Here is a 13,490-nt window from a genome sequence, read left to right as displayed (position 1 = left end):
CTCTGTGGCGGCTCCAGCAAGTTGTAGCTTCAATGGACAGACTGTCGCTCACGGACAAAATGTTGTAGCGTATGCAGCGGCCTCAGTACCGGGTGGGCAGTCATGTTTATCGCAAAGTCGAACATGTAACAATGGGACACTTAGCGGAAGCTATCAATATCCAAGTTGTACAGTTCAAAAGAAGAACTGCACAGAGGGACTTAGAACCGATATATTGTGTAATATTAGCCTGACTTGCCCTTCCGGTTCTCCACGCGCTGGGCTTGTGTTAAGCCGATATGGACAAGGTCCACTTGGATACTTCCATATCACCGGCACTGCGGGACAGACAGTAGGTATCGCTCGCAACCAGGTGAGCTTTGATGACAGCAGCCTGATTATTACACGTTGGGATTCTTATTCCGCAACTTGCAGTGCCGAAGGAAGTGGAACCTGGATGCAAGGAACTTTAGGTACGGGGTATTGCGAGGCCACCAAATACGTATCAACCTCTGATTCACGCTGCATCAATGTCACGCCACCTCGCGACGACCGATACACTGGCGGAGGATAAATGGGCATAGAAAAACGTCGCTTTTCTAGAGTGTTTTTTAAAGGGGCCCTCGTGGCCCACAATAATCGCCGCATATACAATGGGGCTTGCAACGACATCAGCGTTATGGGCCTCAGCTTTACTACGGAAAAAGAATATGCCATTCCGGTAAGATCCAAGATCACCATACATGTTAAATCTGGTTCGATTATCCCATCTTTCAATGCCGTCTGCGAAATCATATCCGTGCAACAAGTTGCACACCCTAAATCCCCGGAAATCAAACTGCTAGTATATCGCCTGAAATTTCTGAGCATCTCCAAAGAGGCCCAAGAGGCCATCCAGCTATATACCAAAAACCAAAACCATTCCCAGGCTGCTTAACGCCGGCGCGAGAAGAGTGAGTGTGTGTGTGGGGGGGATGGTCTGCCTATAAATCCAGGTTCAAATCCAATGGCTTTGATGTGTCAATTAGGACTTCCCGTTCTAGCCACTGCCGCTGGGAATTCGAGTAATATCGGATCATGACTGCGTCCCCGTCATAGACTCTAAATCCCCTTTTTACAATCGCACTATCTATTAGACTGCCATTCACAGATATTTCCATAGACTCACCGTTAAAATTTCTAAAATGAACTAACAGAGATCGTCGGGAAGGTTGTTCTATTGACGCTAAATCTTGTTGTTGGACGTAAGTCGTATCAGCATTCTTCAAAAAAAACAACCCAACACCTGCGACCAATCCCAGCAGGGCAAAACCCAGCACTCCATGTGACTTCTTGGGCTCATTCATCAATACGTCATAAAGTGTGATTTGGCTTGGCAGATTACCGACAGCAATAGAAGAGGCCGTCGAAAGAGCTTCTGAACGGCTTGGTATCTCTGCAGTAAACTCCACAAGGCTTTCGGCGAAGTCTCGGCGGCTGTAATTGCCATCCAAGGTTCGCATTCGAGTTTCAATAATACTTTTAAGACGCAACGCCGACGATCTATTTGCTGGCACTGGATCTAACATTTGCCTTAAAATTTCAGCATCCTCTGCCCCCACATCAAGCAGCTTCTGCTCCAAAGTTGACAGCGACCAGGAGTCTAGAGACCTTACAACCTCAAGCTCAGTCTGTTCGCCAAAAAAACGTTTTCCCGCAAGCAACTCATAACACATAATTCCCAATGAAAAGATATCGGATGAAGGAGCCAGAGGCTCTCCTCGGATCTGTTCGGGGCTCATATAGGTGTATTTCCCCCGTACCGATCCCAACTGAGTAAGCACTTCACTTTCACGTGTCTTTGCAATACCGAAATCGATGATCTTTACGTCACCAGTACGACTGACCATGATGTTATGAGGGCTTAAATCCCGATGAATGCAAATTGGATTTTCTCGACTGAGAGATAGTTCACCATGCATATACGAAAGCCCCAGAGCAACCTCTGTCAGAACATAATAGACCATGATCGCTGGCAAGAGCCGTTCTTTTCTTTCAACTGCTCGAATAATGTCACTTAGATTGAGCCCGTCGATATATTCCAGAACCAGGTATAGGGTCCCTTCACTTGTTCCCATCTCAAACGTGCGTACAATGTTCGGATGATGAAGTGCCAAAGATAGCTGGGCTTCTCTAATGAAGAGTTTCGAATAATACCATTTGTCATCTACGCCGGCCGAGATCTGCTTGATAACGAAGCTCTGAGAAGACAGGTCCCCAATCTTCTTGGCCAAAAAGACATCTGCCATTCCGCCAGACTTGAGGGGCCGGATAATACGATATTGCCCTACTTGTTCTTTACTGGCCGCAGACATCCCCAAACCACCTTGTGCTTTTCATTTCGGTCGTCGCAATCATTTTGTTGAAGGGTTTCCTTCCACTTTTCACTTTTTGAGTATGACAACCAAACAAAGTGTTCTATTTTTTGTAGAACACCATGAGGCAGTCAAAGTTTATTGAAAATGGTGTTCATAATGATACGGTTTTCGGCTCTTCCACTTTCTACATAGCTTATTAGATCGTCTACAATCTGAATATCACGCTTGTTGGAAGGAGCGAACTTAACACCACACCCACTAGCAGCTACCCATACTATCTCGGCCTGCATGATACGCTCACGTCCCGAAACCTCAAAGTGAATCTTAATTTTGTCATTGGGATCTAGGTGAACTACCTGCAGTTCCAAAAAAGCGCCGGTCAAACTGATGTTTCTAAGAGTTCCATAAGACAACTCACGACCATAATTCGGTCGAAAGACCACCTCCAAATTGAGGCGTACTCTAGGCTCGGGAACACTAATTTCTCTTTCCACACAAAACTCCTATAGGTTAAGAGATCTGTGGAATGTTTCGGCCGAAAGAAAATTAAGTTAGGTCCAAATTCGAGATAAAATGTTCTGCTTTAATAGGAACATTGCCTACTTCTCGCCAGAAACCTTCTTTGTCAAAGGAACACATCCAAAAGAAAGCTGATATACTTCCTGCTTTCTTTTTCCGTCTTTTGCCAGGAGAGTGCTGTGTTCTTTAATTAAATCCATCATCTTTGATCTGATATATTCGAAATCTTCAGAATCAATCGCTACAACCAACGTACCGAAGAAGCGCTCGTCAGCTGGGGTTTCTTTAACAACTTGCGAAAGCCGATGAATTTGTTCCTGGGTTTTCTTGCTGCGATCAATCGCCTGCTCTTCTGCAGACAGAGATCTAGCATCTGAGGTCACTGTCAATTGGCCAGAAGGACTTCTTTCACAATAATTGAAGGATAAAAGGTCATCCAACCCGGACTGAGCTTCTTCAACAGTAATCCCCAGTCTTTTGGATATCCAACCTAAGTCTTCGACAAACCCTTCTGTATCGACCAAGCCGAGCAAAGCCCGATAGTACCACCTTCTATCCAGTGGCTTAATGTCGAGTAAATCTTTTCCCTGGCTATCAAAATAGCCTTCCATATCTTTGTCGCCAGCCAATCCATGCATTAGCTTCTCGATGCTCTTTCTAGTAAGAACACGTTTTCCTTTAAGAATTTCATTGAATGTTGATGTTGAAAACCCCAACTGGTAAGCAAAAGCGCGTTGAGAAAAAAGAGCATTGCGCGCTTTCTTCTTTTCAATCAGATACTGCAGACAATCTACTACATCTTCATCAAGAAGATCTGTCCATGGATTCACTTTGGCCTCCCCTAGTTCAACAAATACCTGAACTATTCTAGATTATCCGATGACTGACATACTCGCGACACCAAAGACCCTAAGCAGGATCTTTTAGCGTTCTGAATACACAGAACACTTTTCTGACTTCAGATAGCAATTGATCTAGCTGGGACCGGACAACTATAAGTGGATCCAGAGGGTCCACCGCCTTTTACTCTTCTATTGGGGGAACAGATTCAAACCACAATTCTTTAACCGGGGGGATAAAGAACTTGTGGCGGCGGTGGACTCTGGCTTTAAAGAATGTCGAGGCCTCCTCACCAATTCAATCGGACGTCGTGAACGCTATCTAAAGCTCTTTGCTCCATCTATCGTTCCGATTTTTACAGAACGGCATGGCTACAAAGAACTTCTATTCTGCATAAAATAGAACATTGAAAGTTTATTTCTGAAATTGTTCTTGTACTTTGCCTCTTCCTCGACGCGATGTTTGCAAAATGTTCTGTATTGTTAGGAACACTTTCGGCAGTTCTACTCTGGGTTACTGCAAAATAAGACTGTCAAGAAGCAAGTCTTTTCCCGACAATAAAAGTAGAGTTCATATAGGAGATTTTATGTCGGAGAATAGAGCCATCCCAATTTTTATTAAAAGAAGTGAAGATAAGGGTACCCAAGCCCGAGAAGAGATGCGCCATCTTTTGGAAGTTCTTATCCAAAAAATGGTAGGTGAAACTGGTGGAATTAGTGTGCGCACTAACGTTGGAGAAAGAACCACCGTATTTATTGTGGACTGCGGCAAACCCTGTATGGGACGTCTTATCGGGGCCGGCGGAAGAAATATCATGGGCCTGCGTCATGTAGTTACAGCTATCATGGCTTCCAGTGGAATAAGGGCGGTAATTGAAATACCCTACTATCCAGATAGCAAGTCGTAGCATAAACTGTTCTGACAAAGGCAGAACGCAAAAGTTCTCGCATGCTAGATAGCAATACCCGATGAATGTTATATATCTTCAAGTTCTTGGACCGCATTAACTTGGAGATATAGTGAGCAGCTGGAAGCAAGTTTTAACCTACGACGTCAAAGAATGCCTGCAGCGTATTATTGAAAGCAAGCAGCGCAAGAATCCCCGTTTTTCACAAAGAGCCTTCGCCAACCAAATTGGCCTGTCCAGCACAACCCTAAATGAAATTCTAAAAGGCAAAAGGGGCCTTTCGAAAAAAACAATTGCTAAACTAAAGCATGCGCTAGAGCAAGAAGTCGAGTTCAAAGAAGTTCTAGAGGCAAGCACAAGTGCCGGCCTTGGCACTTTTCATATTGAGCCCCCTGAACTTACTAATACCGCATCCACATGGTATCATTTAGCTCTTTTAGAACTGGCCGCAACAGATGGTTTTAAAGAAGATTCAACATGGATTGCACAGCGTCTCGGGATTGCACCTGGTGAAGCTATTCAGGCACTAAGTGATCTTTTAAGAATTGGGCAAATCAAAAGAAATCATGACAATCAACTTGTGGTCACCTATGACAACACCATCAAAGTCTCTGATGAGGAAAGTCGAGCAGTTCTGATAAAGACCACGCAAGAGAACATTATTAAGACTCACGAGGCCGTCGGCAATCTTCCGAGTGACGAGCGTTTTTGCGGTACCGTGACCATTGCGTCTTCTAAAGAAGACTTAGATTACATCCAAACAAGATCTGTCGAGTTCCTACGGGAATGCCATGACTACCTTAGTAGAGCGGGAGTGGCTAAAACGGAAGTTTTCCTGTTCAGTATCGGCTTTGTGCCCCTTACGAAGGAAGAACGTTAACAGTCATTTATTCAATACCACTATCTGAAGTTATGAAGTGCAATTCTGATTCTAAAAAAACTTCTGAATTATTCAGAATGCTTTTTATTTAATCAATCCCGTGCGCTTTCTAAAAATAAATTCTTATTTGATACACTTGCCTCTTTTACTTTTGTGAAAACAAAGACTGCACCTAAAATTGAACACAAGGGTCGGGAGGGATTCTATGAACTGCAAGGTTTCTGTTATCACATTATTGTCAACGGTGGCTCTATCATGGACGGTTGTAATTGACGCCGCATACGCGGCCTGTATTCCGTCGCAGGTGAACTCTAAGATACAGCTTTTTAAATCAGGATCCTGCTTAAGAGGCGCCAATATGTTTCAGGGCGAGCAATACGCGCAGTCCGGTCAAGTTTGGAACCCGATTATCGTTCAGCAAGATTTGACTGCCATGCGAAGTAGCGGATCGAATTTGGTGAACTATTCGATTCCCGGTCCTTATGATGTTAGCTCTTACCAACGCCGTGCTGACTTCTTCGCGCGTATGGATCAGTTGGTCAGCTATGCAAAGAATGCCGATCTTTTTGTGATCCTTTCATTTCGTACAGGCCCAGGAAGACCTGAGACAAATATTACGGGCGGACAAAGCAATGCCCTACTTTATTCAAACTCGGCTGCACAAACGGCTTTTGCGAATATGTGGAAAGAAGTGGCTCAAAGATACATGAATGAAAAAAACGTCATCGGTTATGATATCTTAGTTGAGCCCAATGGTGTCAGTCGTTCTGCCTGGCGAGGTATTGCGAATCAAGTCATCGCAGCCATTCGTTCCGTGGACGCTAACACTCCCATCCTTGTTTCTCCTGACAATTGGGGGGTGGTGGGATCTCTTTCAGGTTGGACGCCCCTTACCGGGACAAATTTGATTTATACTGCTCACCAATACGAACCTTTCGAATACACTCACTACAATCAATCAGCAAACTGGAGTTCGGCGCTCGACAATATCTATCAGACCGTTCTAAATTGGCAGACCCAAAATAACGCCACTGTGATGATCAATGAATTTGGCATTACTAACTCAAGCGCCAACAATGGTCAGTTCATGCAAAAGCAGATTGATCTTCTTGAACGCAGTGGACTTAATCATGCCGCCTGGATTTGGGAAGTTGAGTACGATCCCAGCTATACGTTCCGCGTGATGGACTTTAAGAGGAACTCAGTCGTGTTTGCACCCATTCGAAACAGCTGGCTGAACAACAGCGCTCTTCCGTCAACGGTCACATTTAGTGGGCCAGCACCGATGCCGACTCCAACACCGAATCCCCCACCAACGCCTGGGCCTTTGGTGATTTCGTCCATTGCGGTGAACAATCGCACGACGACAACAGCGACAATCAGTTGGACGACGAACGAGGCTTCGACAACCTTGATTGAATACAGCTTAAATAGTAACTTATCGAACAAAAGTCAGTACTATAGCGCATCGGCAGTGAAGAATCATACTCGTCGTATCACGGGACTGCTTCCGAATCGAGTTTACTATTATCGAGTCAGTTCGCTTGCGACCAGTGGTGGATACGCGATCTCGACGATCCGAAGCTTTCGTACCTCTGCCAGCGGAGCTCGAATATCTGGCGGTGGTCGATAAAGCTGATTCTAGAGGACTCCGGCTTATAAAGTGCATTTAACTTGCCTCGTAAGTCGGAGGACTTTATGAAGAAGAGTTTATACCTATGGCCGTTTATTGCACTTCTAATGACTGGATGCAATGTACACCCTAGCGACGACATCAATAAAGACGTAGAAAAAATTATTAAAAAAGCACCAGCAAGATATGGATGAGCTGACAAGCTCGCCCCGTCGCTGGATCTGGTAGTTAAAAGCGAAATCCATGGCGAAGGTACACTTACTTTACAATCCCACGGAGGGAACTGCGTTCAAAAGAACGAGAAGAAATGATGCCTGGTTTTTACTGCAATGCTAAGACTCCAGAGCTGTCGAACTTTTGGATTCGATGGTTTTCAGGATCCGCGACATAGATGTTTCCGTGGGCGTCAATTGCGACTCCCGTTGGATACTTGAACTCGCCGTCACTTGAACCATAGGTACCAAAACTTAAGAGGTGTGTTCCCGTGTCACTGAATTTCTGGATTCGACTATTGCCAGCATCTGCGACATAGATATTCCCAGTGGCGTCGATAGTCAGTCCAGATGGCGAACTGAATTCGCCATCATTTGTGCCATAAGATCCAATGCTTAAAAGATAGGTCCCCGCTGCGTCGAATTTCTGGATTCGGTGGTTTTCAGTATCCAAGACATAGATGTTTCCGTCGGCATCCAGGGCTATCCCCGTTGGATAGTCGAACTCTCCGTCACTTGAACCATAAGTTCCAAAACTTAACAGATGCACCCCTGTAGAACTGAATTTCTGTATCCGGCTGTTTCCAGAATCCGCGACATAGATATTGCCATCGGTATCCAAAACCATTCCTTCTGGATAATTGAATTCCCCATCACCTGAGCCAGAGGAGCCAAAGCTTAAAAGGTGTGTCCCTGCTGCGCTGAACTTCTGGATTCGATCATTACCAGAATCCGCAACATAGATGTTTCCATCAGCATCAATAACCATTCCTTCTGGATAGCCGAACTCCCCGTCACCTAAACCATAAGATCCCAAACTTAAAAGATGCATTCCTGACGAGCTGAACATCTGGATTCGGTTATTGCCAGCATCCGCGACATAAATATTTCCGGCAGCATCAAGAGCCATTCCTTCTGGAGATTGGAATTCCCCATCATTTGAGCCATAAGGTACAAAGCTTTGAACGTGAGCACCTGTCGAATCAAACTTCTGTATCCGCTTATTAGCAGAGTCCGCAATATAGATACCTCCGCTGGCGTCGACAGCGACTCCTGATGGACTATCAAACCGCCCATCAATTGCACCAGAAGATCCTAAACTTACAAGATGTGTCCCTGACGAGTTGAACTTTTGTATCCGATCAAGAGTGGCATCGGTAACGTATATATCTCCATTAGTCTCAACGACTATGGCCGAGGGCTGATGAAATTCGCCGTCACCGGTTCCATAAGATCCGAAAGTTAAAAGATGAGCCCCTGTTGAACTGAACTTCTGTATCCGGTAGTTGTCAGAGTCCGCCACATAGATATTTCCACTGGCGTCGATGGCTACAGCGGATGGTGCAGCAAACTCGCCGTCATTTGCGCCAGAAGATCCAAAGCTTAAAATGTGGGCTCCTGATGAGTCGAACTTCTGTATTCGGTTATTGTCAGAATCTGCGACGTAGACACTGCCAGTTGCATCGACAGCCACGCCGGATGGCTTAGCAAACTGTCCATCACCGGAACCAGAAGACCCAAAACTTAAAAGGTGTATCCCCGCCGAGCTGAACTTTTGTATGCGGTTATTCTCAGTATCTGCGACAAAAATATTACCACTGGCATCGACAGCTACTCCATGGGGACCGTCAAACTCTCCGTCGTCTGTGCCACTAGATCCAAAACTTAAAAGATGAGTTCCCGTCGAACTGAACTTCTGTATCCGATCGCTATCAGAATCTACGACATAGAGATTTCCACTGCCGTCAACGGCAACCCCCGACAGAAATGTAAAGAAATAGTTGTTAATCCCCAAAATAAAATGCTTAGCCACTGTTTCATCTGGTGGCGCCTGTGGGCTGGTGATAGCTATAGATGGTCGTGGAGCTAAAGAGGAAATATGCGCATCGAGAGAGCAAGCAGAGTTTCCCAATAGCCCCAGTGGAAGAAGCATTCTAGTAAAACGACAACCCATTTTGAACACAGAAACACCCCATACCGTCAAAAGGTTGTCTTTTATTTCGGATTATTTACTACCTGACATTAGAGATCTGCTCGCTTACCTATTCCGAATTAAATAGAATGTTTTCCCCCAGAGACGGACAGCACCTAAAAAATACAATTCCCGGCATCGGCTTGATTGCATAGACATTCTGCATTTAGCAGAACACGTCATCTCTTATATAAAGCAAAAAAGATCCTAGTCTCAATTGGCACAGCTTCTGCTGATAACCTAAGAAGCCACTCCAGTTACTTCGGGAAATTAGTCCCACAGAATCTGGAACGGTATCTTTTGTAGGAGAATCTATGGCGAAGGTCAGTGGACGCAAAATTTTGTTGTTGGTGACGGCAATGTTGTTTTGCTTGCCGTCTTGTAAAACGGTGATCTCCCAGGATCCTACCGACTCCTTTATGACGAAACGATTTCCGCGTCAGCTTGAGCTTATGCGTGGTCAAATTCGCGAGCTCTCGCAAAAAGAGCGCGACGCGATCGTGGACCGCTCCAAAAAAGACAGTCAAAGAACAGATCTTCTTCGTGTCGGTGTCATCGATAACGGGGTTGATATAGCCCACAAAGATCTTCAGTCTCAAATAGATTATCGAATTGTTAACGGCCGTGTTGAAGGTGCCGGCTTTGATATCATGGGTAAAGGGGCTAGCGGTTCCCACGTTCTAGTGGACCCAAGCCTGTTTGCATTTGGCGCGCAGGAAATTCGCAAAGGTGTGATCGTTGCGCCGGTTGAGAATCCTCTTTTACATCTAAAGAATTCAAACGATATTTATGCGGAAAGCGTTTATCGCCAGATTCATGAACACCCTATTTTAAAAGGCACGGTATTTGCGGAAATTCCCAAAGAGGCCTTTTCGCTTTATCAAGTTTTAGACATCCGAGAGGATTATCCATTAGATGAACAAATCAAAGATTTGAAAGAACAAAAAGCCAAAGAATATCTAAGTATTGATAAACTACGAGCTGAAGGCCTTTTGAATTTTGAGATTCTTTTGGAGGAGCATAAGTTAAAAATTTTGGAGCATATTTCTAAAGTTGAGCATGGTGATTTGGTTTTGGAAGCCATCCGCGATGCAGTATTGGAAGTGGATTCCAAAACTAAATTTGAAGAGAATCTGAAAAAGTATGAAGCCTACCTCAAGGGTCATTTGGGTGATCATTCGGATGTAAAAGAAAGCATTAAACCGGCCTTTGACTATGTAGTTTTGGGAATGGACGCTTTTGATCCGATTTCAAAATTAGAACAGCTGATGCGCGTTGAGCCCAACCTTCAAGGAAGAACTTTCGTTGAGGTGGCAGAAGCCTTGATTGAATCAGTTTCCGCTAGAATTGATGAGGCAGAAAAAAACCGGGGGTTGACTGACCAAGATAAAAAGACTTTGAAGAACGGGAGAGCCCAACTAAAAAATATCAGAGCGGCGGCGATAGCTCTTCAAGAAGTCAAACATGATCCGGAAAAGTATAAAGAAATGCGCTCTGCTTTGCGTAGATATATCGTGCGTACACAACATCCTTATCTTGTTGCAGAGGGAAATTCGACCAGTCATGGTACTCATGTCTCGGGCGTTGTCGCTCATCAGAACAAGAACGTTCGTATTGTACCCATCCGAGTGACAACAAGCTCATTTGCACCCTCTGAAAAACGAAAAAATGAAATCATTTCCCACTTAGCTGTGGACTTTGCTCAGTGGCTGAAGCAGCCGATAATTCAAGAGCTTAGAAAAACAGTTGGAAATGAATATGGGGGAGTCAACCTGTCCGAAAGAACGGAAGTTTCTCTTTTAAAAGAGAAGCTAAATAAAGAAGTGATCAATGCGCTTTTTGTTGAAGAGGTGATTCGAGCTGTCGAGGTCGCTGGCGAAAACCAACTGAAGCTGGCCAATGTCTCGCTAGGTTTAACTTTTAAAAAAGATCATGACCTCAATAATAAAAAACAATCCTATATCAATGACTTGTTCAGTGAGTATGTGCGTTTTCGTATTGGGCAGACTATGATGGAAAAAGCACCTGGGACCCTTTTCATTGTTGCTACAGGCAATGATGGAGGTTGGGTTGATGGTGTTTCTAAAACGGCCTTTCCCGTGGGAATTACATCTTCTCGCCTTTTGACTATCGCAAAAGAAAAGGGCTTACCTGATTCTCCGAATAATTCACTAAAAAACACCATTGCTGTGGGAAGTGTGAACATCAAAGGAACTTTGACACCCTTTACGAATATTCTTATTGATCCAAAAATTCCGCAGGTATTTTCGACCGGGAAGAAATTCATTCTTCGGTACCTGGCAAGGATAAAGCACTCATCGAAACGTCCATTGATAAGAATTTTCGAGATCTTCGCTGGACGAGTATGGTTCTCTCAAAAATAGAGATAGAATCTAGATTTTCAGGAGATGCTGCCAAAAAAAATTTTCAAATGGATATGGCCAGGAATAAATTCGTTGAGGTACTTGGTTCATCACTAGGCTTGCAGTTACACCTTGAGTCTCCGATCAATAGACAGAATATGTCGGGAACTTCAATGGCGACTCCAACAGTGACGGGCTTGCTGGCAAAGTATATCCTACAGAAAATGAAAAATGAGGGCATCGCGTCGACAGATGTCTACAAGCATCCTTCTTTGATGCCTGAGCGTATCGTCAGTGAAGCTTTGGCGATGACGAAGATCAGCCCTCACTCCCAAGTTATTACTATTAAAATGTTAACGGATGGTATTGAAACTTGGGCGAAGTCCAAAGGAGAAGTCAAATCACAGAAACGCTTGGGATCTATCTTCAGCAAGTCGCAAATGAATCGAGTGCGTTGCGAACAGCTCTTTATGTAAAAGCAGGAGGGCAATTTTTCGGTTCACCCTTCTGAGTTGAACTTGCTCTAGATCCTATTTAATGCCGGGCCACGAAAGATCCATACACCCTTCTCCGCCGTGAGCCTGGCTTGTCCGATAAGCATTCGCTGAGTTCTGATAGTACTGTTGATTCTTTGCAAGACATCCGGGATATAGAATAGCGTCGATGTGTCTTGGTTCAAGTAAGGACGGAGTATTCTTTCTTGGCGTAAATGTAAAAACTTGTGGAACTGCCTGATCCCTCGACTGATCTAGAACATAAGGAAGCTGGTCTTCTTGGTACTCTTCCCGATTAACCGGCTGAGGTTCTGATTTAGAACCTGCGACTACTCTATAGCCCGCAGGACACTCTTGGGGCAACGGCTGCCTTTTTCTTTGTTCCCTCATTTTTGCAATCCGACTTGCTGCCGCTGCTGATTTAGTTGACTCCAGCATTTCTCGTTCTTCAGCTTCTATTTCTTTTTGGATCTTTGAACTGAAGGCACGACAGGATTTGGAATCGATACATTCACACGGCGTGACGATGACATTCTCGTCTGCAGTCGCATCGTTCCAGGTAGCCACCATTCCATTCATTATAGAGTCAGAACCGCAGTACTTTCGACAGTCAAAGCCATGCGCCGATTGAACATGCTGCTTCCAGTATTTCTTGCCTGTTTTCACATCGGTAACGATGCCATGTGATGATTCTTCGTATTCATCAACAAGGCCAGCAAGATGAAGCAATTCATGAAAAACAGTTGGACACTCATTAGAACCCACCATATCTTCTGTCCAGCCCTCTGAGTGAGCTCTCTGGCCGCCTTTGCGAATCTCGATATTCGATGGATTCCAGTAAGCTTCTTCGTTCTGTTTCCCTATAAGATTCTGATCCGCCAGCTTAAAATCAATTCTTTCCCCATTTGGGCCGAAAACTTTTCCATTTGTCTTTTTCAAACACTCGGAAGCCACATGTTGCCACTTCTGATTCAGTTTCTCAGCTTGCGCTGTCATTACTTTAACATTTTTCTTATAGAAATAAAGGTAGAAATTTACTTCAAAATGCTTCTCGCCCACCGTACGCAGAAGATAATTATGGGTTACCGTCGTAAAACTTTCCTGGCGGGTCATTGAAACCAATCGAGTACCTCCAACTGGAGGAGTGCTGCAAAGATCCGATTCTTTACTTTTAATAACATCCGCAATATTCGCTAGATTTCCCATCATTGAAGAGCTACCGCAAGATGAGCTATCTGCTCTGCTCAGCCTTGGACCGTGGAGTGAACCCCGATTTTTTGGACACAGTTAAAAGTTCACGGACTCCTTGTACTCGACTGGGCTCTTCATGCCAA

The 13,490-nt window shown here is 44.6% G+C and carries 12 protein-coding genes; 7 read left to right on the top strand and 5 right to left on the bottom strand.

The genetic code is table 11. From position 1 onward, the window contains the following. Positions 1–214: 214 nt before the first annotated feature. A complete protein-coding gene (locus AC04MQ_RS18975; protein ID WP_475392844.1) occupies positions 215–553 on the top strand; it encodes a hypothetical protein in 339 nt (112 codons plus the stop codon). Beyond that, the gene (locus AC04MQ_RS18970) at positions 554–916 is read left to right on the top strand and encodes a PilZ domain-containing protein (protein ID WP_475392843.1); all 363 of its coding nucleotides are present in this window, start codon (positions 554–556) and stop codon (positions 914–916) included. Positions 917–962: 46 nt separating this feature from the next. Here the strand turns inward: AC04MQ_RS18970 and AC04MQ_RS18965 are convergent, their stop codons facing one another. From AC04MQ_RS18965 to AC04MQ_RS18955, 3 genes are all read right to left on the bottom strand, one after another. Beyond that, the gene (locus AC04MQ_RS18965; RefSeq protein WP_475392842.1) at positions 963–2,333 is read right to left on the bottom strand and encodes a serine/threonine protein kinase; all 1,371 of its coding nucleotides are present in this window, start codon (positions 2,331–2,333) and stop codon (positions 963–965) included. A 131-nt stretch (positions 2,334–2,464) separates the two neighbouring features. Further along, the gene (locus AC04MQ_RS18960; RefSeq protein ID WP_475392841.1) at positions 2,465–2,830 is read right to left on the bottom strand and encodes a PilZ domain-containing protein; all 366 of its coding nucleotides are present in this window, start codon (positions 2,828–2,830) and stop codon (positions 2,465–2,467) included. 105 nt (positions 2,831–2,935) lie between these two features. Further along, complete coding sequence (locus tag AC04MQ_RS18955; RefSeq protein WP_475392840.1) at positions 2,936–3,685, bottom strand: DUF4423 domain-containing protein; 750 nt, start codon at positions 3,683–3,685, stop codon at positions 2,936–2,938. Between the two features lie 596 nt (positions 3,686–4,281). Between AC04MQ_RS18955 and AC04MQ_RS18950 the strand changes: the two genes are divergently transcribed. The 3 genes from AC04MQ_RS18950 (at position 4,282) to AC04MQ_RS18940 (ending at position 7,115) form a co-directional block, all read left to right on the top strand. Next, a complete protein-coding gene (locus tag AC04MQ_RS18950; protein WP_475392839.1) occupies positions 4,282–4,602 on the top strand; it encodes a KH domain-containing protein in 321 nt (106 codons plus the stop codon). Positions 4,603–4,714: 112 nt separating this feature from the next. Next, positions 4,715–5,482 carry a DUF4423 domain-containing protein gene (locus tag AC04MQ_RS18945; RefSeq protein ID WP_475392838.1) on the top strand — a complete coding sequence of 256 codons (768 nt, stop codon included), beginning with the start codon at positions 4,715–4,717 and terminating at the stop codon, positions 5,480–5,482. A gap of 205 nt (positions 5,483–5,687) precedes the next feature. Next, positions 5,688–7,115 carry a glycoside hydrolase family 5 protein gene (locus tag AC04MQ_RS18940; protein WP_475392837.1) on the top strand — a complete coding sequence of 476 codons (1,428 nt, stop codon included), beginning with the start codon at positions 5,688–5,690 and terminating at the stop codon, positions 7,113–7,115. A 321-nt stretch (positions 7,116–7,436) separates the two neighbouring features. Here AC04MQ_RS18940 and AC04MQ_RS18935 read toward each other — a convergent pair whose 3' ends face one another. Beyond that, positions 7,437–9,260, bottom strand: a complete 1,824-nt coding sequence (locus tag AC04MQ_RS18935) for an SMP-30/gluconolactonase/LRE family protein (protein WP_475392836.1) — start codon at positions 9,258–9,260, stop codon at positions 7,437–7,439. A 353-nt stretch (positions 9,261–9,613) separates the two neighbouring features. On the opposite strand from AC04MQ_RS18935, the gene AC04MQ_RS18930 reads away from it, so the two are divergent. Next, positions 9,614–11,683: a S8 family serine peptidase gene (locus tag AC04MQ_RS18930; RefSeq protein ID WP_475392835.1), complete on the top strand. Its 2,070-nt coding sequence runs from the start codon at positions 9,614–9,616 to the stop codon at positions 11,681–11,683. Further along, complete coding sequence (locus tag AC04MQ_RS18925; RefSeq protein ID WP_475392834.1) at positions 11,665–12,138, top strand: S8 family serine peptidase; 474 nt, start codon at positions 11,665–11,667, stop codon at positions 12,136–12,138. The genes AC04MQ_RS18930 and AC04MQ_RS18925 overlap by 19 nt, the downstream gene beginning before the upstream one ends. Before the next feature lie 54 nt (positions 12,139–12,192). Here the strand turns inward: AC04MQ_RS18925 and AC04MQ_RS18920 are convergent, their stop codons facing one another. After that, positions 12,193–13,365 (bottom strand): hypothetical protein, encoded by a 1,173-nt coding sequence (locus AC04MQ_RS18920; RefSeq protein ID WP_475392833.1) that lies wholly within the window; start codon positions 13,363–13,365, stop codon positions 12,193–12,195. Between the last annotated feature and the right edge of the window lie 125 nt (positions 13,366–13,490).

This window comes from Bdellovibrio sp. MYbb2 (assembly GCF_056175685.1).
This window is presented reverse-complemented; position numbering and strand designations above follow the sequence as displayed.

Excerpts from the sequence above, each read along its gene's own strand:
- AC04MQ_RS18970 (WP_475392843.1), top strand. The coding sequence starts at position 554 with ATGGGCATAGAAAAACGTCGCTTTTCTAGAGTGTTTTTTAAAGGGGCC.
- AC04MQ_RS18965 (WP_475392842.1), bottom strand. The coding sequence starts at position 2,333 with ATGTCTGCGGCCAGTAAAGAACAAGTAGGGCAATATCGTATTATCCGG.
- AC04MQ_RS18950 (WP_475392839.1), top strand. The coding sequence starts at position 4,282 with ATGTCGGAGAATAGAGCCATCCCAATTTTTATTAAAAGAAGTGAAGAT.
- AC04MQ_RS18940 (WP_475392837.1), top strand. The coding sequence starts at position 5,688 with ATGAACTGCAAGGTTTCTGTTATCACATTATTGTCAACGGTGGCTCTA.
- AC04MQ_RS18935 (WP_475392836.1), bottom strand. The coding sequence starts at position 9,260 with ATGCTTCTTCCACTGGGGCTATTGGGAAACTCTGCTTGCTCTCTCGAT.
- AC04MQ_RS18930 (WP_475392835.1), top strand. The coding sequence starts at position 9,614 with ATGGCGAAGGTCAGTGGACGCAAAATTTTGTTGTTGGTGACGGCAATG.
- AC04MQ_RS18925 (WP_475392834.1), top strand. The coding sequence starts at position 11,665 with ATGGTTCTCTCAAAAATAGAGATAGAATCTAGATTTTCAGGAGATGCT.
- AC04MQ_RS18920 (WP_475392833.1), bottom strand. The coding sequence starts at position 13,365 with ATGATGGGAAATCTAGCGAATATTGCGGATGTTATTAAAAGTAAAGAA.